21 protein-coding genes are annotated in these 20,749 nt (G+C 70.4%); 5 read left to right on the forward strand and 16 right to left on the reverse strand.

The window, feature by feature from the left end; all coding sequences use genetic code 11:
* Nucleotides 1-31: 31 nt before the first annotated feature.
* On the reverse strand, nucleotides 32-1,216 hold the full coding sequence (locus tag QFZ58_RS13770) for a hypothetical protein (RefSeq protein WP_307125219.1): 1,185 nt from the start codon (nucleotides 1,214-1,216) through the stop codon (nucleotides 32-34).
* Between the two features lie 411 nt (nucleotides 1,217-1,627).
* Here QFZ58_RS13770 and QFZ58_RS13775 point away from each other — a divergent pair, with 411 nt between their 5' ends.
* From QFZ58_RS13775 to QFZ58_RS13785, 3 genes are read left to right on the forward strand one after another with little or no spacing between them, the layout of a single operon-like run.
* The gene (locus QFZ58_RS13775; RefSeq protein ID WP_307125220.1) at nucleotides 1,628-3,613 is read left to right on the forward strand and encodes a hypothetical protein; all 1,986 of its coding nucleotides are present in this window, start codon (nucleotides 1,628-1,630) and stop codon (nucleotides 3,611-3,613) included.
* 22 nt (nucleotides 3,614-3,635) lie between these two features.
* Entirely contained in the window at nucleotides 3,636-4,217 is a 582-nt protein-coding gene (locus tag QFZ58_RS13780; RefSeq protein WP_307125221.1) for a hypothetical protein, read from the forward strand.
* A 20-nt stretch (nucleotides 4,218-4,237) separates the two neighbouring features.
* Nucleotides 4,238-4,687 carry a DUF3592 domain-containing protein gene (locus QFZ58_RS13785; RefSeq protein ID WP_307125222.1) on the forward strand — a complete coding sequence of 150 codons (450 nt, stop codon included), beginning with the start codon at nucleotides 4,238-4,240 and terminating at the stop codon, nucleotides 4,685-4,687.
* 12 nt (nucleotides 4,688-4,699) lie between these two features.
* Here QFZ58_RS13785 and QFZ58_RS13790 read toward each other — a convergent pair whose 3' ends face one another.
* The 5 genes from QFZ58_RS13790 to QFZ58_RS13810 form a co-directional block, all read right to left on the reverse strand.
* Nucleotides 4,700-5,158, reverse strand: coding sequence for a hypothetical protein (locus QFZ58_RS13790; protein WP_307125223.1), 459 nt, complete (start codon nucleotides 5,156-5,158; stop codon nucleotides 4,700-4,702).
* A gap of 26 nt (nucleotides 5,159-5,184) precedes the next feature.
* A complete protein-coding gene (locus QFZ58_RS13795; RefSeq protein WP_307125224.1) occupies nucleotides 5,185-5,907 on the reverse strand; it encodes a hypothetical protein in 723 nt (240 codons plus the stop codon).
* A 32-nt stretch (nucleotides 5,908-5,939) separates the two neighbouring features.
* Nucleotides 5,940-8,348 carry a Tox-REase-5 domain-containing protein gene (locus QFZ58_RS13800; RefSeq protein ID WP_307125225.1) on the reverse strand — a complete coding sequence of 803 codons (2,409 nt, stop codon included), beginning with the start codon at nucleotides 8,346-8,348 and terminating at the stop codon, nucleotides 5,940-5,942.
* 157 nt (nucleotides 8,349-8,505) lie between these two features.
* Nucleotides 8,506-9,408: an SAM-dependent methyltransferase gene (locus QFZ58_RS13805; protein WP_307125226.1), complete on the reverse strand. Its 903-nt coding sequence runs from the start codon at nucleotides 9,406-9,408 to the stop codon at nucleotides 8,506-8,508.
* Nucleotides 9,409-9,511: 103 nt separating this feature from the next.
* Nucleotides 9,512-9,847, reverse strand: a complete 336-nt coding sequence (locus QFZ58_RS13810) for a hypothetical protein (protein ID WP_307125227.1) — start codon at nucleotides 9,845-9,847, stop codon at nucleotides 9,512-9,514.
* A gap of 407 nt (nucleotides 9,848-10,254) precedes the next feature.
* Here QFZ58_RS13810 and QFZ58_RS13815 point away from each other — a divergent pair, with 407 nt between their 5' ends.
* A complete protein-coding gene (locus QFZ58_RS13815; RefSeq protein WP_307125228.1) occupies nucleotides 10,255-11,106 on the forward strand; it encodes a helix-turn-helix transcriptional regulator in 852 nt (283 codons plus the stop codon).
* Nucleotides 11,107-11,117: 11 nt separating this feature from the next.
* Nucleotides 11,118-11,309, forward strand: a complete 192-nt coding sequence (locus QFZ58_RS13820) for a hypothetical protein (protein ID WP_307125229.1) — start codon at nucleotides 11,118-11,120, stop codon at nucleotides 11,307-11,309.
* On the opposite strand, the gene QFZ58_RS13825 is transcribed toward QFZ58_RS13820, so the two are convergent.
* The 10 genes from QFZ58_RS13825 to QFZ58_RS13870 all read right to left on the reverse strand — a co-directional run bounded on the left by QFZ58_RS13825 (nucleotide 11,297) and on the right by QFZ58_RS13870 (nucleotide 20,728).
* Entirely contained in the window at nucleotides 11,297-12,550 is a 1,254-nt protein-coding gene (locus tag QFZ58_RS13825; protein WP_307125230.1) for a hypothetical protein, read from the reverse strand. The genes QFZ58_RS13820 and QFZ58_RS13825 overlap by 13 nt on opposite strands.
* A gap of 117 nt (nucleotides 12,551-12,667) precedes the next feature.
* Entirely contained in the window at nucleotides 12,668-13,324 is a 657-nt protein-coding gene (locus QFZ58_RS13830) for an OmpA family protein (RefSeq protein WP_307128856.1), read from the reverse strand.
* A gap of 8 nt (nucleotides 13,325-13,332) precedes the next feature.
* On the reverse strand, nucleotides 13,333-13,923 hold the full coding sequence (locus QFZ58_RS13835) for a hypothetical protein (RefSeq protein ID WP_307125231.1): 591 nt from the start codon (nucleotides 13,921-13,923) through the stop codon (nucleotides 13,333-13,335).
* Between the two features lie 27 nt (nucleotides 13,924-13,950).
* Complete coding sequence (locus tag QFZ58_RS13840) at nucleotides 13,951-14,592, reverse strand: pilus assembly protein TadG-related protein (RefSeq protein ID WP_307128857.1); 642 nt, start codon at nucleotides 14,590-14,592, stop codon at nucleotides 13,951-13,953.
* A complete protein-coding gene (locus tag QFZ58_RS13845) occupies nucleotides 14,589-14,810 on the reverse strand; it encodes a hypothetical protein (RefSeq protein ID WP_307125232.1) in 222 nt (73 codons plus the stop codon). The genes QFZ58_RS13840 and QFZ58_RS13845 overlap by 4 nt, the downstream gene beginning before the upstream one ends.
* Nucleotides 14,811-15,013: 203 nt before the next feature.
* Nucleotides 15,014-16,093 carry a response regulator transcription factor gene (locus QFZ58_RS13850; protein ID WP_307125233.1) on the reverse strand — a complete coding sequence of 360 codons (1,080 nt, stop codon included), beginning with the start codon at nucleotides 16,091-16,093 and terminating at the stop codon, nucleotides 15,014-15,016.
* 99 nt (nucleotides 16,094-16,192) lie between these two features.
* A complete protein-coding gene (locus QFZ58_RS13855) occupies nucleotides 16,193-17,533 on the reverse strand; it encodes a sensor histidine kinase (protein ID WP_307125234.1) in 1,341 nt (446 codons plus the stop codon).
* 10 nt (nucleotides 17,534-17,543) lie between these two features.
* On the reverse strand, nucleotides 17,544-18,431 hold the full coding sequence (locus QFZ58_RS13860) for a DUF5936 domain-containing protein (RefSeq protein WP_307125235.1): 888 nt from the start codon (nucleotides 18,429-18,431) through the stop codon (nucleotides 17,544-17,546).
* 13 nt (nucleotides 18,432-18,444) lie between these two features.
* On the reverse strand, nucleotides 18,445-19,380 hold the full coding sequence (locus QFZ58_RS13865) for a type II secretion system F family protein (protein ID WP_307125236.1): 936 nt from the start codon (nucleotides 19,378-19,380) through the stop codon (nucleotides 18,445-18,447).
* A 10-nt stretch (nucleotides 19,381-19,390) separates the two neighbouring features.
* Nucleotides 19,391-20,728, reverse strand: coding sequence for a CpaF family protein (locus QFZ58_RS13870; protein ID WP_307125237.1), 1,338 nt, complete (start codon nucleotides 20,726-20,728; stop codon nucleotides 19,391-19,393).
* Nucleotides 20,729-20,749: the final 21 nt, after the last annotated feature.

Genomic DNA, 20,749 nt, shown 5'->3' on the forward strand with positions numbered 1-20,749 from the left:
CTCCCGCGCCCAGGTCGCCCGGCGGCCCCACTCAGGGCGGTCCCGCCCCCAGCAGCGTCCAGGCACCGTACGCGGCCGAGCCGAGGGCGAGCACCCCGAGGGTCACCACCGCGCGGGCCGTCGTACGCGGCCCCGCCAGGGCGACGGCCGGTGGGAGGAGCAGCGGGAAGGCGGGCATCATCAGGCGCGGCCGGGAGCCGAAGTAGCCGGAGCCGATCAGCGAGACGACGACGATCGCGATGCCGTACACCAGCACGGGCAGCGGCTGCCGCTGCCGTACGCACAGGAACACCAGCCACCCCAGCAGCCCCAGGGCGGCACAGAGTCCGAACGCGGCGGGGAGCGGCAGCCCGGCGATGAACGCGGCCAGCGCCCGGCCGCCGTCGATGCTGTTGCCCCACTGCGCCTGGACCTCGAAGTACGCGAACGGGCTGCTCTCGCGCAGGGCGACGAACACCACGTAGGCCAGCCACCCCAGCGGGGCGAGGCAAACACCGAGCAGCATGCGCGCGTTGCGGCGCAGCAGGCCGTGCCCACCGGCCGTCCGGTACTCCCGTACGAGCACGGCGGCCGCGGCCACGCCCAGCGCGGCGATGAGCGCCACCGCGGAGGGGCGGGTCAGCCCTGCCGGTACGCACAGGGCGCCGGCCACGATCCAGCGGTCCCTGAGCACGGCGTACAGCGCCCAGGCGGCGAGCCCGGTGAACAGGGTCTCGGTGTACGCCATCGACTGTACGAAGGCCGTCGGGTGAACCCCCCACAGCGCGGCCAGCAGCACCCCTGCCCGCCGGCCGTGGAGCCTCGCGCCCACGGCGTAGATGCCCCAGGCGGCGAGCAGCCCGGCCGTCCAGGCCACGAGGAGCCCCGCCCCCTGGACGGTGAGAGGGGTCAGCTCGGCGACGGAGCGTTCCAGGGCGGGCAGCAGCGGGAAGAAGGCCAGGTCGGGATGGAGGCTGCCATCGGGCAGGGTGGCGGTGTAGCCGTAACCGTGCTCGGCGATCCGCTGGTACCAGACGGAGTCCCACCGCCCGCCGAGCAGGTGCGGGGCGTCCTTCCCCGCGGCCGAGGCCGATGCCCAGAAGACGAGGAGCCCGACGGCCCGGACGACCGCGTAGGCACCCAGAGCGGGTGCGGCGGCGGTGAGCGCGGCTGTGACGCGGTGGCGGCGGTCGGTGCGGGGCGCCGCCGACCGGGAGCGCGCCTGTAGTTCGGGCATGTGGCCGATTATGACCGCATCCGTCCACGGCTCCGCCCGGCCCGGCACCGTGGGGGGTGTGCCGGGACGGGCATTGCTCCGTGACGGAAGTGACGCTAGCGACAGAAGAAGCTCACGTCGTGGGCCCGGGGGCCCAACCCGCCCCGATGTCCACCCGACGGCCCATCGCCCCTCCGGCCACGGACCACCGGCCGCCTCGGACGGACGGAGCCACGGACCACCGGGCCGCCTCGGACGGACGGCACTGCCGGAGCCGGCTCCCCGGCAGCACGGACGCGGGAGACGGGGCCGCCTCATCGGCGCCTGGGAGTTGGGCCCGCCTTTGGTGCCGTGGGCCCAGGTCAGGCGCCCGTTCCGGCCGTACGCTCACGCCGACAGGCAGCACGGCGAGTGGCGGAGAGAGGTCGGACCGTGAGCGGTGACGAGGGCTGGGGCGGCAGAAGCGCGGGCCACATACCCCCGGGCGGCGGGGGTCGTGGCTGGTTCTTCCCCCTGACCCGGGCGTGGGCGGCGGGCGCGCTCGTGTACGTCGCCTCCGGCTTCGTGGTCACACGTGCCCTGGTCGAGACGCTCGCGACCGACGAGCGGCTGGACGCGTTCGGGTGGCGGCTGGCCCTGCTGCACCTGCCGGGCGTCGTCGTCACCGTGCTGACGGTGCTGGCCGCCGCCCGGGCGCTGCCCGAAGAGCGGCGTGACTCGCGTGTGCTGTATCCGCTCGGCGCGCTGGCCGTCCCGCCGGCCGGACTCGCCTACGGCTACGTCGTGTCGTGGGACGTCGTGGGCACCGAGGGCATCCTGATGCCGGTCGTCGCGATGGTCACCGGCGCGGCCGTCGGGCTGGCACTCGACCGGCTGGTGGAGGAGCGCGGCACGGGGTCCCCGGCCCCGGCGCCGTACAGCCGCTCGTACGACTGGCGTGACAACGGTGCCACCGCCACGGAGTACCTGGGCGTCATCGTCCTGGTCGTCGCGCTGATCGGCGCGCTCGCCATGGCCGGTCTCGGCGGCCGGATCGGCGAGGGCATCCGGTGCGCGATCAGTTCGCTGACCGGTGACGGCGCCGGGTGCACCGCGGGCGGGAACGGTACGGCGAAGCCGAAGACGGACGCCGACTACGAGCCGGCCCTCTGCCAGGTGTCGAGCATCTCCGACACCGCGGGCGGGAAGGTCAAGATCGGGTGGTTCGAATGGGGTGAGGAGTACGGCTTCCAGCAGAAGGTCGCCCAGGCCAACACCGATGTGAACGAGGACGGAAAGGTCGACGAGAACGACAAGCTCGTCTACATGACGTTCACCGACGCCGCGTCGGCCGGCCTCAACGCCAGCACGCCCGGCGTCAAACTCGGCAAGCTCGGCAAGGCGGACATCGACATCGGCGGCGGGATCAAGATCACCAACGGTGACACATGGGTGTTCGAGAGCGAGACGGACGCCCAGAAGATGAGGGACGACATCGAGGAGATGAAGATGTGGGAGACCTCGATGAAGCACAGCGGCGGCTACGGCGGCAACTGGTACTCGGGCATGAAGTGGGCGGAGAAGAAGGAGGCGATCGAGAAGAAGATCGGCGACAAGAAGATCTCCTACTCGACGCTCGGCATCAACGTGTACGCCGACGGCGGCCTCTCCATCAAGCCGGGTGACGACACGAAGCTCGGCGCCAAGCTGGGCGGGAAGGCCAAGTTCTCCCCGGACGTGACGATCACCAAGGACGACGTGAAGGGCAACGAGTCCTACACGTACACCGCCAAGCTGGAGATCGAGGGCAAGGTCGGCGGCAACGCGGGCCCGCTCGGCGGCACGGCCGGCGCGAAGGACACCCGCACGGGAGCCCTCACCGTCACCCGCGACCAGAAGACCGGGAAGATCGTCCGGATCGACATGACGCAGACGGTGGAGAAGACCTCGACGTCCGACAAGGGTGAGGCCGGTGGCGACAACGGCCAGAAGGACAAGGACAAGCGCGGTGGCAAGGGCGGCGTGACCGACTCCTCCGGCGACACGGGCATCGAGGTCAGGACGGACTCGATCGTCTTCGGCAAGGAGACGGACAAGGACACGGAGGCCAAGAGGGACATCGCCGAGCAGTGGCTGGACGGCTCCGGCAACAACACCGCCCCGTTCGAGTACATGTTCGGCGACAACTCCCCTCAGCAGAAGCCTGCCGGTACCGATCCCTTCGAGCAGATGATGTTCCAGGACGGCCTGTCCAGCACCATGCGGTACCACGGTGAGACGGACGCCCAGGAGTTCGGTTTCGAGGTCTCGCTCGGCATGAGTCTGGGATTCTCGATCTCCGACGAGCACAAGAAGGAGACACTGACCGACGCGCGGTTCCTCGGAGCTCCGCAGGGCGACAAGCGCTCGTACCTTCCGTACAGCTACTGCGCACGGTGAAGACGCACGACGAAGAGAGGCGATGACGTTGACGAAGTCCAAGGCGCTCGGCCCGGTTCTCGCCGCCGCCCTCGGTCTGACGCTGCTCACCGGCTGCGGCGGCGGCGACACCGCCGCGGTCCCGGAAGGGTGGGGCACGCTCGACACGAAGAGCGTGTCCGTGGGCTACCCCAGGGACCAGGGGTACGCCCCGCAGCCGGCCGCCGAGCGCAGCGAGTCCAACGCCGCCGTCGCGCTCAAGGAGGAGAGAGGGCTGCGCACCGGCATGGTCTCGGTCCAGTTGGACTTCGCCACCGGCGTCAGCGACGCCGGTGAGGCCGCCGCCGCGGCAGGTGCCGGGATCGGTCTCGGGGCGACCCGGAAGGACACCCGGGACGTGCGGCTGGCAGGTGAAACGAGCGCCCGCGAAGCCCGCAGGATCGACTACGAGTTCACGTCCGGCGGCGAGGACCGGACCCCGGTGAAGGGCACCCGGATGACCGGGGTCGTCGTGGCCGGTGTCGACTCGCGGGACGTACCGTTCGCGATCCGGGTCAACGCGGTGAAGGGTGCGCTGAGCCCCGCCGATCTCGACGCGTTCGTCGAGTCCATCACGGTCAAGTAACCCGCTGGGGAGCCTCTTCCATGGACGTACTGCCCGGTGGCACGGCCACCTTCCTGCTGTTGTTCGGCCTGTTCCTCGGCGCGTTCGCCGTCCGCTCCGCCCTCCGGCTGGGCCGGGTCCTGCGCCTGGTGCGGCACGGCGAGCACGTCGAGGGCCGCTGCTCGGACCGTCGCGTGGTCGACCGGGGCGCCGGGATGGAGCGGAGATACGCCACGGAGTACGTCTTCGCCTTCCGCACCCCGGACGGCCTGGACGTGGAGTTCACCGATCACGCTCCCGGCCCGTTCGGCTTCGAGGTCGGTGCGCCGATACGGATCTCCTACGACCCGGCGGACCCTGTACGGCGGGCCACCGTGGCCGGGCCGGGCGCGTGGGGGCCGGTGCTGATGCCGGCGGTGTTCGCCACGGTGCTCGGGCTGTTCTCGCTGGGGCTGCTGCTCGGCTTCGCGGCGATGCGGGGCTGGGGCTGAGGGCCGGGCGTGTCATCCGGCGGACGCCGTCGCCAGGGCCACGGCGAAGAGGACGACCGGTTCCTCCCGGTCCATCCGGCCGGTACCGACCCCTACCGTGCGCCCGCCGCCCGCGTCCCAGACGTGCAGGTCACCGAAGTAGCCGAGCTCGAAGAGCGCCGCGTGGAACGGGGGGACGGGCGCGCCCTCCGCCTCGCGTTCGGCGTACGCGTCCGTGGCCAGTACACGGTGCGGCCCCCAGCGCTCGTCCAGCGCGAGGACGACACCCCAGCGCTCGGTCTCGAACGCCTCGTGCGCGGCTTCCGCGCTCTCGCCGTCGTCATCGGCGCCGTAGAAGTCCTGACTGACCCGGAGCGCGACGATCGCGAAGTCCTCGCCACCGGCGGAGCGGGTGGTGTCGGCACAGCCGGCCCACGGCGGGGTGAAGGGGCCGGTCCGCAGCGCCTCGACCGCCGAGACGTCCTCGCTCACCCTGGCTCCGAATTCCCGTGCCCCGCTCACCACACGGGCCGTGGCGCCGACGCGGGCAGGGGCTCCAGCGCCCCCGCGGCGGCCAGTGTCCGCTGCGCGGCGACGACCGCTTCGCCGGAGTGGCCCGTCTCCAGGACCAGCCCTCCGCCGGCCGTGGCCCGGCGCGGACCGCCGAAGTCCTCGGGGACGAGGGCTGCCCTGTTCGCGGAGAGGTAGGTCGCCCACCCGCAGCGCGGCTGCGAGTTGCGGAGGCCGAAGGCGGCCTTGACCGTGCCGAAGAGTTCGCGGTCGTACGTCAGCCCGGTGTCGGCGTCCCAGGACTCGGCGAGAGCGGTGAGCACCTCGGGCAGCCGGCCGGTGAGCGGCGCCTGCGCGGCGGTCGCCGCACCGGGTGCCGGGAACAGCTGGAGGGTCGCCGTGAACGGCGTGTACTCGTCACTGCCGCCCCCCTTGGCCCGTAGATAGGCGTAGCCGCCGTCCGGCCACCTGCCGACGACGGCAGCCGACCAGCCGATGACGTCGGCGTCCTCCTCCGGTCCTCCGGCCTCGACCACGGCGGCGACGTCCTCGGCCTTGTCCGGGACGGCCTCACCCGTGGCGGTGCCGTCCACGTCCCAGCGCCAGTCGACCGCCGCCCCGGCCGACAGCTCCGTCAGCCGGCCGAGCGTCACCAGCCAGCGTCCCGCCAGTTCCAGGGGCGACTCGGGCCGGGGCCCCCAGGACACCTTCACTACCACTTCGCCGGACATGCGCGCCTCTCCGCCCTCGTGCTCCGCTGCCGCTAATTCTCCACCGCAGTGTGCTTCACGATCACATCCACGTCCGCGTCGTCGAACGCTTTCTGCGCCGCGTCGGCGACCTTCTTGTTGGAGAAGTTCCACTCGACCGGTTTGCCCCCGGCCGCACGCACCTGGCGCTGCGCCTGCTCCACGAACTTCGCCGCCTGCGCCGGCTCCAGGGTGCCGTCCGCCCGGACCTTCTTGCCGTATCCGAACTTCGCCTCCTTGTACGTCCCGGACGCGGAGTCCCATCCGTCGAAGTCGACGTCACGGCCGGTCCGCGGGTCCTTCACCGCGTACTCCTTGCCGCGCTTCACCCCGGAGACCTGTTCCTGGTAGCGCATCCAGCGCTCCATGCCCGGCCAGTAGGCCACCGACTTCTTGGCCTTCCAGGTGCCGTCGCCGAGGTCCTTGGACCCCTTGCGGGGGTTCTTCAGGTCGCCGTACCAGGAGGGCTTCTTCCATGCGGCCACCTTCTTGCGGCTCGCCTCCTTCGCCGCCTCCTTGGCCGCGTCCGCGTCCTTCTGCGCCTGCTCGGCCGCGTCGATCTCGTCCTGGTCGACGCCCTCGCACTTCTTCTCCGCGAAGAGGAGGACGGGCGCCCCCTGCACGCGGTAGGCCACTGCCGCGCGTCCCGCCGCGTTCACGCCGCCGGCGTACGAGGGCTGCCGCCGCCCGGGGTCGAGCGGCACGGTGTCCAGCGGCCCGGCGCCGATCAGGCATCCCTTGCCCGCGAGTTCGTCGGCGGCGTCGTCGGCGTGCCGCTGGGCCTCGTCCGCGGCCTTCTTCGCCCCGTCGACGTCGCCCTTGCCGGCCGCCTTGCGTGCCCGCTCCGCAGCCTTGCCGGCCTTCTGGGCGGCCTTGCCGAGCTTGCCCAGTTTCCCGAGCTTGCCGATCTTGCCGAGTTTCTGGGCGACCTTCGCCTCCCCGTACCCGGGGATGAAGAGCGATCCGATGTTCCAGACGACGTTGGTGCCGGCCCGGGTCTTCTGGCCGTTGTTCCACTGGTCCTTGACGTCGTCACCGATGAACATGTCGTCGAGCACGGTCAGCCCGGTGTCGACCGAGGAGCCGCCCCAGTCGGTCAGGGCGTCCCAGTAGTCGCCCTTGCGCCACTTGTCACCGGCGTCCTTGGTGCCTTCGGACCACGCGTCGCCCAGCGAACTGCCGTAGTCCTTGAGGCCGTCCCAGGTGCCGGGGAGGTCCGTGACCGTGTCCCAGATGCCGGTGACGTCACCCCAGACGCCGTCGACGAACAGACCGCCGCCGACCTGGCCGACCTTGTCGCCCGCGCAGGAGAAGAAGGCGCCGAAGCCCGAGAAACAGCCCTCGTCGTCGTCGCCGCCCCCGTCGGCCTCCTCCTCGTCGTCCTCCCAGCCCGGCTCGTCGTCGGCGGCGTCGGTCTTCTCCTCGTCCGGCTCGTCCCACCCCGCAGGCACGGGTGTGGTCGCATCCCACCCGCCGGCGCCGTCCGTGCCGCCGGTGCCGCCGGTGCCACCGGTGCCACCGGTGCCTCCTGAGCCCTCCGAGCCCCCGGTGCCTCCTGAGCCCTCCGAGCCGCCGGTGCCACCACTCGTGCCATCTGCACCGCCGGTGCCGCCCGTCCCGCCGGTGGATCCGGTGGTTCCGCCGGTGGATCCGGTGGTTCCGCCGGTGCCGCCGGTGGACCCGCCCGTAGTTCCCGTGGTTCCGCCGCCGGTGCTCCCGCCGGGCTCCTGAGCTCCGGTCTCCCCGTCGGCCTCGACCGACTCGCTGCCGTCTCCCGAGGCGGGGCAGGCGGTCCCGGTCAGTGAGCAGATCGCGGACTGGAGGCCGTTGGATATCTGGCCGCCCACCCCGCCGAGGACGAGGGCCAGGATGATCATGGCCACGAGCGCGATCAGCCCGGCGTACTCGACGGTCGACTGCCCTCGGTCGCGCCGCCAGGTGATCATCCTGGGCAGGGAGAACGACCGCGCGTCGTCCCCCTCGCGTTGCGACGCGGACAGACCGAACCAGGCCCTGCTGGACGCACGGCTGAGGAAGACGAGGATCAGCAGCGGCAGGAACATCTGCGTCAGGCCACGGAACGAACCGTCCCGGAGACTGGACAGCCCCCCGAGCAGCAGCCACACCTGGACGGCGAGCAGCCCACGCCACACCCACACACCACCCGTGCGGACCCTGCGTACCAGCGCCCAGCCGGTGACGCCGGGCGCGGCCCCGTACGCGACGAGCGCGAGCATGGTGGCGTCCAGCGCGTCGGCGGCGGATGCCGCCAGCAGCAGGCCCACCCCGCCGAAGACCGTGACGGCGAACAGCACGTGGACGAGGACGCGCGCCACGCTCAGCAGTTGCGGCATCTCATGGCGCCGGTCAGCAGGTGACTGCCAGGCGCCGCCGAAAGCGGGAGTTCCCCCCAAGGTGGACATGATCGACCTCAACTCGCCTCAGCACGCGGCAGATTGAGCTCCGACGGTACGGCGTCCCACCCCGTGGGCGCTTGGGCCCACGGGCCCAAACAAGGACCCACGGCCGGCCGGCGCGGGCATCACCTGCGCAGCCGGGGCCCCGGCAGTCACACCCCTGTCAGTCCTTCACTCCCAGACCCGCGTAGATGTTGATGTCGGCGTCCGTGACGTCGCTGATGTCCTTGTACCGGACCTTCTCGATGTCGCGGAGACTCGCCAGGTACGACACGTCGGGGCGCTCGGGGGCAGGGGCCGAGTGGTCCGGTCGCCAGTGGTGCACCGGGACGACGCCCGGTTCGGCGAGCTTCAGCCCGCTCTCCGTGAAGAAGCGCTCGACGTCGGCGAGGGAGCGCAGCACGAAGGTGAAGCCGCGCTCGGTGTACGTCCGCTGGACGGCGCGGACCTTCTCCGGGTTGAGGTCCTCGGTGAGGTGGCTGAGGACCACCCGGCTGCCGGAGGGCAGCGCGGCGATCAGCTCGCGCACGATCGGATACGCCTCCTCGTCCCCCACGAAGTGCAGGACGGCGACGAGGCAGAGGGCGATGGGCCGGTCGAAGTCGAGGGTCCGCACGGCGTGGTCGAGTATGCGTGCCGGATCCGCCAGATCGGCGTCGATGTAGTCCGTACGGCCTTCGGGGCCACTGGTGAGAAGTGCGCGGGCGTGCGCGAGGACGACCGGGTCGTTGTCCACATAGACCACGCGCGACTCGGGGGCGATGCGCTGGGCGATCTGGTGGACGTTCTGCGAGGTCGGCAGCCCGGTGCCGATGTCGAGGAACTGCCGTATGCCGTACTCCCGCGTCAGCGTGGTCACGGCACGGCGCAGGAAGTCCCGGTTGTGCCGTACGTCGAGGTAGCCGCGGGGGTTGGCGGCGAGCGCGGCTGCCGCCGCTTCCCGGTCGGCCGCGTAGTGGTCCTTACCGCCGAGGAAGACGTCGTAGACGCGCGCAGGATGAGCCTTGCCGCTGTCGATCCGCGTTCGCAGGTCGTGCGGATTCTGCCTGGTTGCGTCACCGGTCATCAGGGTCTCCTTGGAGAGCGGTTCGAAAGCGGACGGGCGGGCCCACCGACACGACAACTGCCGCAGGGACTTGATGGTGCCCGGCCGTACGTCACGGCGCTACTCATCGGGGCAGTGTCACCCAGGACTTGACACCCGGCTGCCCGGGGCGGGCGTCACGGATGCCCCACTCGCCTCCCCAGTCGTCCACCACGACGGCCAGCAGCCACAGAGCGCGACGGCGGAGTGCGTCGCACCCGAAGTGCCCGGAGTGCCCGGAGTGCAGCAGGTGCTGGTCCCAGACGAGGAGTCGCAGCGCGTCGTCGCGGTGACGGAGGAAGAGGTAGAGGTCCCGGCCCGGCGTGAGCCTGGCCGCCACGGCGGCCATTTCGGCAGTGACGGCGACGGCGGGCCAGAGGTAGGCGGTCAGCCCGTGCGCCCGGAGCGTTGCGGTGGTCACGGCCCGCGCAACGGCGGCACTCCGGGGATCACCGGGCAGGGTGACACCGACTGCGGGCCCGGGTGCGGCGCGTTCGCCTGCAGCGGGGCAGGAGACGGTGGGCGGGTACCGGTACGGGCCTGACGGCATGGTGACTCCCCTGGTGAGGATGATGAGTTGGCGGTTCACCGCCGCTGCGGGTGAGCTGTGGCCTGTCTCCCTGACGCGGACCTGCCCCTCCCAGGGCAGGAGGTGGCGGGCAGGGCCGCGCGATGCACTTCGACTGTTCGCGCAGAGTGAGCGGTGTGCGACTTAAAGTAGAGGACTGGGGGCAAAATTGCCCCGCTTATCGGAGCAGTGCACCCTTTCGTGGCTGCGTCGCACGCGTAGGCGGCAAACTGCCAGTGACCGCACGCGAGAGGAACGGCATGGCAGCGAGGACGTCTCCCACTGAACGTCAGAAACGTCTTGGCGTGGAGCTGCGGAAAATGCGCACGTCAGCTGATGTATCAGCCGAGTTCGCGGCAGGCCTCCTGGGCGTCGACCGTGGCAAGATCTCCAACATCGAGTCAGGTGCGCGACCCATCAGCCCGGATCGGCTGCGTACCTTGGCCTTCAACTGCGACTGCACTGACCAGCAATATGTCGATGCGCTCGTCGAGATGACGCAGCCGCGCAGCCGAGGCTGGTGGGAGAAGTACCGAGGGGCGCTGCCTCAAGGCCTGTTGGACATCGCCGAGCTGGAGGCCCACGCACTACGCATGCGGGCGGGTTACGCGATGCACATGCCTGGTCTGCTCCAGACGTCCGACCACGCCCTGACCTTGTTCCGGGTCGTCGTTCCACAGCTCCCCGAACGCGAGATCGCGTTACGCCTGGCCCATCGCATGGAACGGCAGGAGGTTCTCGAAGGCGACTCGCCGCCGCCGTACACCGCCATCGTCCATGAGGCAGCCCTACGGATGCAGTTCGGCGGGCGCGGCGTGGCACGTGCTCAGCTGGACCACCTGCTGAACAGGTCCGAACAGCCCAATGTGAGGCTGCTGGTCATTCCCTTCGCCGCCGGGGCGTTTCCCGGTGCCGGTCAAACGGTGCTGTACGCCGACGGCGCGGTGCGGCAACTCGACACCGTGCAGATCGACAACTCGCACGGCCCTGTCTTCGCCTGCTCCGAAACCCAGCTGGCCAAGTACCGGGCCCACCTGGACTGGATGGAGGGGATGGCTCTGCCGCCCCGCAAATCACGGGATTTCATCCGCACGATCGCACACCAGCTGTGAAGGGAACACCCATGTCGGACGTCCAATGGGAAGAGCCGTTCTGTGGTGAGGGAAACTCCTGCTTCCGGATAGGCACCGACGCCGAGGGCAACGGCTACATAGCCGTCCTCGGGGAGGAGCAGAGCTACCTCACCGACAGCCGCGAGGCCCTGCGGCAGATGATTCGTGACATCAAGGCCGGCAAGGCGGATCACCTGCTCTGAAGGGGCCCGGCCGAACGGCGGCGGGCCGCGTAGTTCCAGGCTCCTAGGGCCGCCACCAGCGTCGTGCCGGTTCCGATGCCCGCGAGACCCAGCATCCGCATCCGGGAGTCGACCCCCGCTCCGTGGGACGGGTCGCCGAGGCCGAAACCCGCCGCCTCCGGGTCGCCGTCGTACGGCGGGCCCGACTGCGCCGTTCCCCTGAGGTCGACGTCCAGCGTCAGGGGAACGGTGTCCCGGGCCCGGTCGGTGAGCGTCACCTGGACGTAGTACCACCCCTGGAAACGCATGGCGCTCGCCGCGTCGGTGTCGTCCTCGAACCGGTTGGCGTACGCCGCCGGAGCGGTGCCGAACTCCGCCTCGGCGGGCTTGCCCGTGTAGCCGACGGCCTTGTCGGCGACCCGGCCGCGAGCCGTGTTGTAGAGCTCGAGGCGCAGGCCGTCGGCCGCGAAGAACGAGCTGCCCGTTCCGGAGTCGGCCAGCTGTGCCCGCAGGAACACCTGCTGTCCCCAGGCGACGGGCACTCGGTAGAAGAGGCTCTCACCGGGCCGGATGGCGTCGCGCCACACGCCTTCCCGAACGGGCGCAGCGTCGTTGAAGCCCGTGCCCCCAGCGGTCTTCTTCCGGCTGGTGGTACTCGGCGAGGGCGGCGCCTCGGAGCTCCAGCCGGTCGGCACCTGCGGTGCGCCGGCGCCTGGTTCGAGACCGGGCTCGGCCATGTACGTCAGCTCGATGGGCCAGGGCTGGGCGGCCTCGTCCGAGGTCGCGGGACCGGCCCACTCCACGGTGTAGAGGTACTCGCCTGCCTGCCGGCAGTTCCGGTCCCGCTCGATACGCCGGGACGCGAACCCTGCGACGGGCCGGGTGGACTCCCCGCCGAACGTCAGAGTCAGGTCGGTACCGCACTTCGTGCCGTCGGTCGAGGCCAGTGAGAGCCGGACGCCGTCGGCGAAGCCGATCTCGGTACCGGGGGGTGGTGCGACGACCGTGGAGACGAAGGCGTTCGACGAGTCGTCGAGCCGCACCCGGTAGTACCTCTTCTCACCGGGGCCGACGGTGTCCGTGTATAGGGCCGACTTCTCCAGGGCAGGAGCGTCGATGCTCGACACCGTCCCCCTCACGGACTGTGCGCCGGAGGCCGGCTGGTAGGCGGGCGGATCTTCGGCGGTTGCTGCTGCCGCCGGGAGCAGGGCAACGCAGAGCGCCGCCGCTCCGATCATGGCACCGCCTCGGGACCACGCCATCTTTTCGCTCCCAGCTCCCCGCAACCGGATCACTCCCACCGCCCGCGCACGCAGGAGAACGGGGCCCGGCGTCCTGGCCGTCCGGCGGGCCAGGGCGCTGAACCCCGTTCGGATGCGTCAGCTCTGCGATCCGCTGGTACGCGGGAAGGAGACCTCCACGCGGCGATTCTTCTTGCGGCCCTCTTCGGTGTCGTTGCTGGCGATCGGGTACTGCTCGCCGTAGCCGCGGATCTCGAAGGTGACACTCGGGAGCTTGCCGGCGAGCACTCCCTGTACGGCGTTCGCGCGCTCCTTGGACAGGACGTCACCGTGTGCGGAGGAGCCGAGGTTGTCCGTGAAGCCGAAGACACGCACCTTCGGGGCGTTCTGGGTCTGGATCTCCGCGGCGATCGCGTTGATGCGGGCCGTGGCCACACCGCTCAGCTTGGCGCTGTCCTTGCCGAAGAGGACTTCGGCCTGCAGGGCGAAGGTGATGTCGGCGTTGGTGTCCTCACGGCGTTCCTCCCCGCCCATGTCCTCGACGATCGACTTGATGTCGAGCACGCGCACGTCACCGAGCGTCGCCCCGTCACCGAGCATGAGCCCGGGTGAGTTGGCGTCGACCTCGACCGGGGGCGAGGCACTCGGGACGGCGGTGGGGTTGTCGTCCGCCGAGACCGAGGTGGCACCCCAGAGAGTCGAGGTACCGAGGACGACCGCCGCGGCGGCGCAGAGGCCGATACGGCAGCGGAGTGCGCTTCGCGGTGCGGCTGGTGTGGGGGTGGGTGGCTGCATGGCGGTCGTCACCCCGAGATCTTGATCGTGGCGGTGGGCATGGTGGGGAGCTGGAAGTCGACGTCCGTGGTGCCCGCCGGCGGAGCGGGGAACTGGACGAAGAAGGGAGCGGTCCCTCCGGGCGCGATGCCTGTGGTGAACTTCGTGCAGAGACACCTGCCGTCCGTGTCCCGAAGAGCCAGGTAACGCTTCTTCCCTGCCTGATCCACCAAGGAAGCACCGGCAACGGAAGCTCCGTTGCCAACCATCTCCTGTTCGTTGCCCTGCCATCCCTGGGCAGCGAACTGTTGCTTGGAGCCGTTCGTCACGCTGCCCTTCACCGTGACGAAACCACCGGAATCCCTCTGGGCCGAGTTGATGACCAGCTCGATACCGTCGGGCCCCTTCACGCTGGCCAGAACGACTGACGCGTCGGCGCTCTCCTCGGCATCCGGGGTTTTCTGCCCTTCCGACGCGGAGGATTTCGGCTGCTTCTGCTCGCTCTCAGGCTTGTCCGATCCTGCATCGCCGCCACAGGCCGTCAGCATGACAGCCATGGCGACGGAGGCGGCAGCGACGGCGGCCCCCTTGAAGCGAATCCGGGTCATGGCTGCACGCATCGGCGTGTTCCTCTCGGTGACGTTCACTTACTTGTCGGCCAGGTGGACGGAGAAAAGGTCTGCCAGGTCGGGCAGCAGGTCGAGATTCTTCGGGTCGATACTGAAGTCTTCGTCATCGCAGACGACTTTGTACGACTTCTGCTCCTCGACCTCGCCCGTGTCGCCGTCGTCGTCCCCCTTCGGAGGGCTCGGTGTGGGACTCAGGTCCTCTTCGATGCGACAGCGTGGCTCGATCACCGCCGTGGCGGTTGCCCTGGCCTTCTTCGACTCGGTGCTGGCGATCACCGAGCTTCCTACGGTCTCGTTGGTCTCCACCGTCACCGTGTAGGACGCCTCGGGCGCGTAATCCGGACCGCAGGAGATGGGATGGGCATCGTTCTCCGCCGCAAGCCGGTCGGCTGCGGAGCACGATCCCGAGCCGATGTCCCGGCCGCTCAGCAGGTCGTCCCACTTCTCGAGATCGAAGACCCCTGGCCAGCTCCACTCGTCCCGAGCATCCTGAGCAGCCGCCAACGCTGCGGCGTCGGCGGCTGTCTGGGCCTCGTTCTTCTTCATCGACGCCTGGCCCACGGCAAAGTAAGCGAACGCAAGGAAGAGCAGGCCCGCCACCACCGCGATGTAGATGGGGAAGGCCTGCCCTGCGTCGTTGCCGAACCCTCTGCGGGTCAGCCGCCCGTGATCTTGCCGATCTGCGTGGTGATCGCACCGGCGATGGCGTTGCCGAAGTTCGTCGTCATGAGCACCCCGATGATCGCCACGACCACCACGATGATGCCCAAGTACTCCACCGCGCCCTGCCCCCGGTCCGCCCGGGCCTTCATGCGCTCGACGGACGTGTTCGCCCAGACCTTGGCGTTGATGGAAGCCTTCAGCATCAGCTTGCTCATGGTGTTCCCCTCCGGGTCCGGCCGGCCGTATGCAGGCCGACGCGTACGTCTCTGTGGTGCCGCCTCCGATACCGGCTTCCTCCTGGCCGGTGCCGTTGGCGACATGAGAAACGTACGGCCGGACACCGCGTGCGGCGCAGGGCCCCAGGGCCCAAAGCCGGGCCCAAAGCGCGCGTTGGGCCCGCCCTGATGTCCTCCCCCGTTCAGCCATGGCGGCCTGTCCCCCTCGTCCCAGGTCCCGGGCCCGGCGCCGTGCCGAGCCAGCGGGCGATCGCTTCGCTGCGGCTGCCGCTGTGCAGCTTGGTGAAGATCCTGTTGATGTGGTTCTTGACTGTCTTCTCGCTGATGAAGCAGGTGGCGGCGATCTGCTGGTTGCTCATCCCGGACGCGATGAGTTCCATGACCTCCGCCTCCCTCGAACTCAGGTCGTACTGACGCCTGTTGGGCGCCGGCAGCCGGTTGCGGCTTCCCTCAGTGGAAGACTGTGCCACAACGGGTTGCAGTTGCGAAAGACTTTCCGGCGGGCCCGCAGCTCGCGTGCCGGAGGGCCCAGGGGGCTGCGCACCGTGCGGGTCGTTCCCCGCCGGCCGGCCCGGGTGGCCGGGTCCCCCCTGGGGGGCACCGGTCGTCAGCGCCGTTCCCAATCCGTCCGGAAGGTGCCTGGCAACCTGGCCGGGGCCTTGGCGCATATGGGCGAGGAGGGCGTTGGCCGCCGTGGCGGTGAAGTGCGCCCGGCCGCTCTTCGTGTCGCGTACGGCCTGCACCAGCTGGTCCGCCGTGAACTCGCCGTGCACCAGGTAGCCACCCGCGCCCAGCCGCAGCGCCTCGTGGACGATGTCGCTCTCGCGGCTGTACGTCAGCATCATCACAGGTGCAACCTGCACCAGGTGCGGCAAGGCGGAGATGCCGTCCACCCCGGGCATCCGGACGTCGAGCAGGACGACGTCGGGCCGGTGACGGACGGCCGCCTCGTAGGCCTGGCGGCCGTCCGCGGCCTCGGCGACGACCTCGATGTCGACGCGGCCGCTGAGCAGGACTCCGAGACCGGCCCGGACGACCGGGTTGTCGTCGGCGACCACGACCCGCAGGGGCCCTGGGGCCGGCGTGTCCGGGCCGCTGGGGAAGGGTGGCAGCGCTTCGGGTGCCGGGGAGTGCTGGGTGGCCGGGAATCCGGGGGAACTGTGCTCCGCGCCGGGGGGATATGAGTGCGGGGATGTGTGCTGGGAGACGTGGTTGTGTGCGGACCGGTTCTGGCCCGAAGCACGGGAGACGTCGTCCGGCATTCTGCGACCTCCTCTCGGGTGTGGTGGGGACGGGTACAGGAGCGGTCATGCGAGTTCGGCTACCCGGTGGGAACCCGGGCGGGGCCCCGTGCCAGGGCCTCAGGGGCCCGGCCCCGGGCGGAACTCCGGGCCGGGACCCTGGGGGCCGGGGCCGGGTGTGAGCGCCGCGGTGGGGAGTTCCAGGCGGACCTCCGTGCCCTTGGCCGCCCTGCCCTTGCCGATGCGGATGCGGGCGCCGATCGAGGCCGCGCGCTCGACCATGCCGACGAGGCCGAAGTGACCGGCCCGCCTGAGGTCGTCGAGGGTGGTGCCGGCGGGCAGGCCCTGGCCGTCGTCGTACACGCTGACGCGCAGGACGTCGCCCTTGATGCCGGCCAGGACGACGAGGTAGGTGGGGTGGGCGTGCCGGTGGGCGTTCTCCATGGCTTCGGAGGCGACGGTGAGCAGCTGGCGGGCGACGACCTGCGGGACCGGCGGGACCGGGGTGTCGCCGAGTGTGCGGAACACCGTCCTCGTCCCGTGGCGGCGGGAGAAGTCGTCGGCTCGTGCGCGGAGTTCGCCGACGAGGTCGATCCCGCCGTCCAGGCCGGATTCGCGGCGCAGGTCGGAGAGGAGTTCGCGGGACTCCGCGGCGGCCCGGCGGGCCGAGCGGGCCACCAGTTCCGCCTGGTGTTTGACCGTGAGAGGGTCCATGCGGTCGGCGGAGTGGGCCAGGCCGTCGGCGGCCAGAGCCAGGCCGTGGAGGGTCTTGGCGACGGAGTCGTGCATCTCGCGTGCCAGCCGGGCCCGTTCGTCCTCGACGGCCACGCTGACGGCGAGTCGCGCCCGGGTCTCGGTCAGCGCCTGGCTTGCGGAGCCCACGCGGAGCATCAGGTTGCGCAGTGCGACCCCGACCGCCCCGGCGAGGACGCAGAAGCCCGGGAGCAGCAGCACCGAGGCCAGGGCGCCGGCCTGGAGCTTGTCCTCGGCTCCGTAGGCCGCGGCCAGGATCAGGCTCTGTACGACGGCGAAGACGCCCGCCGCCCGCCAGCCGTAGAGCAGTCCGGCCAGGAGCGGGGTGCAGACGACGGCGTATCCGAGGGTGGACTCGGGTGTGGCGGTGAACAGGAGCAGGGCGCCGAAGACGGTGTCGGCCCCGAGCAGGAGCGGGGAGCGTACGAGGAGCGGCCCGAAGCGTTCCCAGTCGCGGTAGAGGGCGTACGAGCCGACGACCGTCACCAGGACGGCCGAGGCGACCAGCCAGCTCGCGAGGCCGGGGGCGGTGTTGTCGAGCGCCTGCGGGGTGCCGATGGCGATCATGGCCAGCCGGAAGAGGAACACCTGGCGGGCGAGCGCCGACAGGGCGTTGACCTGGATGGACACGGTGGGCGCCGGGCCGGCGGGGGTGGACAGGGCCGCGTGCCGCGATTCCTCGGCGTCCGGGTGCAGGGAGATCGTCATCGGCGGCCGCTCACTCCCCCGTGAGGGATCCGAGGTCGGTGTCGGATCCGAGCAGCATGGCGGCACCCATGAGGATCATGGTGGCGGGGATCATGAAGGTCGTGACCATCAGTGTCGCCTTGGGGACCGCCTTGGCCGCCTTGCGCCGGGCGTTCTGCGCGTCGGTGCGGCGCATGTCGTTCGCGATGGCGATGAGGGTGTCCACGATCGGCGCACCGAGTTCCTCACCCTGCTGGAGCGCGGTGACGAACATGGCGACCTGTTCGGAGTCGTTGCGCCTGCGCAGCTCGTCGAAGGCCTGGCGGCGGCTCACCCCCATGTCCATCTGGCGCAGGGTGATGCGCAGTTCGTCCGACCAGGGGCCCTGGTACTTCTCGGCGACCCGGTCGAGGGCCTGGCGGAAGCCGAGGCCCGCGGAGACGACGACGGCGAGGACGTCCAGGAAGTCGGGGAGCGTGCGGTCGATGTCGTCCCTGCGCTTGCGGACGGCCGCCCAGATGCCCACCTCGCCCCAGAACAGGCCGAAGGCGATCATGAACAGGGCCATGAAGATCTTGCCGCTGGTGAGCATCGCGAAGGCGGCGAAACCGCCGAGCGCGCTGTAGACGGCACGGCGGGCGGCGTAGCGATCGATGGTGAGACCGCCGGGGTTGCCCGCCATGTCGATCTTGCGGCGCTTCTCGTTGACCTTCTTGGGGCCCATCAGGCGCAGGACCAGGGGCGCCCAGCGCATTCCGAGCCGGTCGATGCCCGAGCCCACCGCGGTGGTGCGGGTCGAACCCACTTCGAGCGCGAGTGCGAGGTCCCCGGGGAGGGTGGCCTCGGCGCGGTACATCCGTACGCCCTTGAAGGCACCGAACACGCTGAGGCCGACGACGAGAGCGAGCAACAGTTCCATATCGGTCCCCTCCTCAGATATCGATCTTGGAAATGCGGCGGATGGCGACGAAGCCGAGGGCGTACAGGCCGAGCGAGATGATGACGGCGATCTGGCCGGCGACGGATCCCGTCATCCGGTCGAGCGCTCCGGGGAGGATCGAGTTGACGAGGAGCATCGCGCCGACGCCGATCGCCGGGACGGCGTAAGCGGTGGTGTTGACCTGCGAGAGCTGGGTGCGGACCTCGCGCCGGGTCTCCTTGCGTTCCTCCAGGGTGACGGTGAGGTTGCGCAGCGAGGAGACGACCTGGCCGCCGGCCCGGTTGGAGAGGATCAGCGTGGAGACGAGGACGACGAGCTCACGTGAGGGCAGGCGTTCGGCGAGTTCGTCGAGGGCGTCGTCGAGGGTGCGGCCCACGGCGAGCTGGTCGGCGACGACACGGAGTTCGTCCCCGGCGGGCGCATCGAGCTCGTCGGCGGCCATGGCGATGGACGTACGCAGCGAGAGTCCGGCCTGGGTCGCGTTGGCCAGGACCCTGGAGATCTCCGGCAGCTGACTGATGAAGGCCTCGGTGCGCTTGGTGCGGTGCCAGTTGAGGAAGGTGTTCGCGCTCCAGACGCCGATGATCCCGGCCAGCGGGCCGAAGAACGAGGCGAGGACGGACGCGGCGATCAGCCAGAGGGCCGCCACGGAGCACACGACGTAGAAGAAGTACTCGCCCGGAGTGATGTCGAGGCCGGTGGCCGCGAGCTTCAGCTCGATCCTCTTGCCCAGCTTCGTGCGGCGCAGCCGGCGGTCGAGCCCCCGGAAGCGGCGCTGCGGGCCCATGTCGATCTGCCCGGTCGAGGAGAGCCGGTCGACGAGGGCTTCGCGCTGGGCCTTGCCCGAGGTGTAGGCGTGCAGGCCCATGACGCCGAGTACGCAGCACAGCAGCGTGACGCCGATGGTGAGCGGTGCGAGGTTGTCCATGTCGGGGTACCTATCTGGCCTCTCGGGTGGCGAGGTATTCGTCCGACGGGGCTACCCCGAAGGCCTGGGGGATCGGCTGTCCGGCCATGTAGAGCCGGTCGGCGATGCGACGCGGGAGCGGGAGGGCCTGGAACTCGCCGTGGACCACCCCGTCGGGGGCCATCGGCCGGGCGTTGAACCGGGCCACGGTGACGATCCTGTAGGGGTCACGTCCGTGCGAGTCCAGCACGGCGATCTCGGTGACCTTCCTGGTGCCGTCGGCGTGCCGGGTCAGCTGGACGATCACGTCCACCGCGCTGTTGATCTGGTCGTGCAGCGCCTCGAAGGGGATCTTGATCTCCGACATCGACGCGAGGGTCTGGAGGCGCATCAGGGCGTCCTCCGCGCTGTTGGCGTGGACCGTGGCCAGCGAGCCGTCGTGGCCGGTCGACATCGCCTGGAGCATGTCCAGCGATTCGCCGCCTCGGACCTCACCGACGACGATGCGGTCGGGGCGCATACGCAGGGAGTTGCGCACCAGGTCGCGGATGGTGACCTGCCCCTTGCCCTCCACGTTCGCCGGGCGGGTCTCGAGCCGGATCACGTGGCTCTGCTGGAGCTGGAGCTCGGCGGAGTCCTCGATGGTCACGATGCGCTCCCCCTCGGGGATGAGCCCGGAGAGCGCGTTGAGGAGCGTGGTCTTGCCCGTGCCGGTGGCCCCGGAGACGATCACGTTGAACTTCGCCTGGACGAGGCCGGCGAGGAGCAGCAGCATCTGCTGGTCCAGCGAGCCGAAGCCGATCATCTCCTGGAGCGAGAAGGACCGGGGGAAGCGCCGGATGGTGAGCGTCGCCCCCGTCAGCGAGAGCGGCGGGATGATGACGTTGACGCGCTCGCCGCTCGGCAGGCGGGCGTCGACCATCGGATTGGCCTCGTCCACCCGCCGGTTGACCGTGGAGACGATGCGCTCGATCGTCTGCATGAGCTGTTCGTGACTGGCGAAGCGCATGGGGAGCTGCTCGACCCTGCCCGCCCGCTCGACGAAGATCTGGTCGGGGCCGTTGACCATGATCTCCGTGATGGAGGCGTCCTCCAGGAGCGGTTCCAGGACGCCGAGGCCGAGCGCCTCGTCGACCACCCGGCGGATGAGCTGGGAGCGTTCGACGGTGGAGAGGACGGGGCCCTCACGGCTGATGATGTGGCCCAGTACGCGTTCCAGCCGTGCCCGGCGGTCGGCGGCGGCCAGCGAGGACATCTCCGCGAGGTCGATCTCCTCGAGGAGTTTCGCGCGGTACGTGGCGACCATGTGGCCGTCCTCCCGTCCCCCTCCGCGCTCCTCGGGGGCGGTGATGCGTGCCCGCAGGCTCATGGGTGGTACTCCTCGGATGCG

It is taken from the genome of Streptomyces sp. B1I3 (genome assembly GCF_030816615.1).
Taxonomy (GTDB): Bacteria; Actinomycetota; Actinomycetes; order Streptomycetales; family Streptomycetaceae; genus Streptomyces.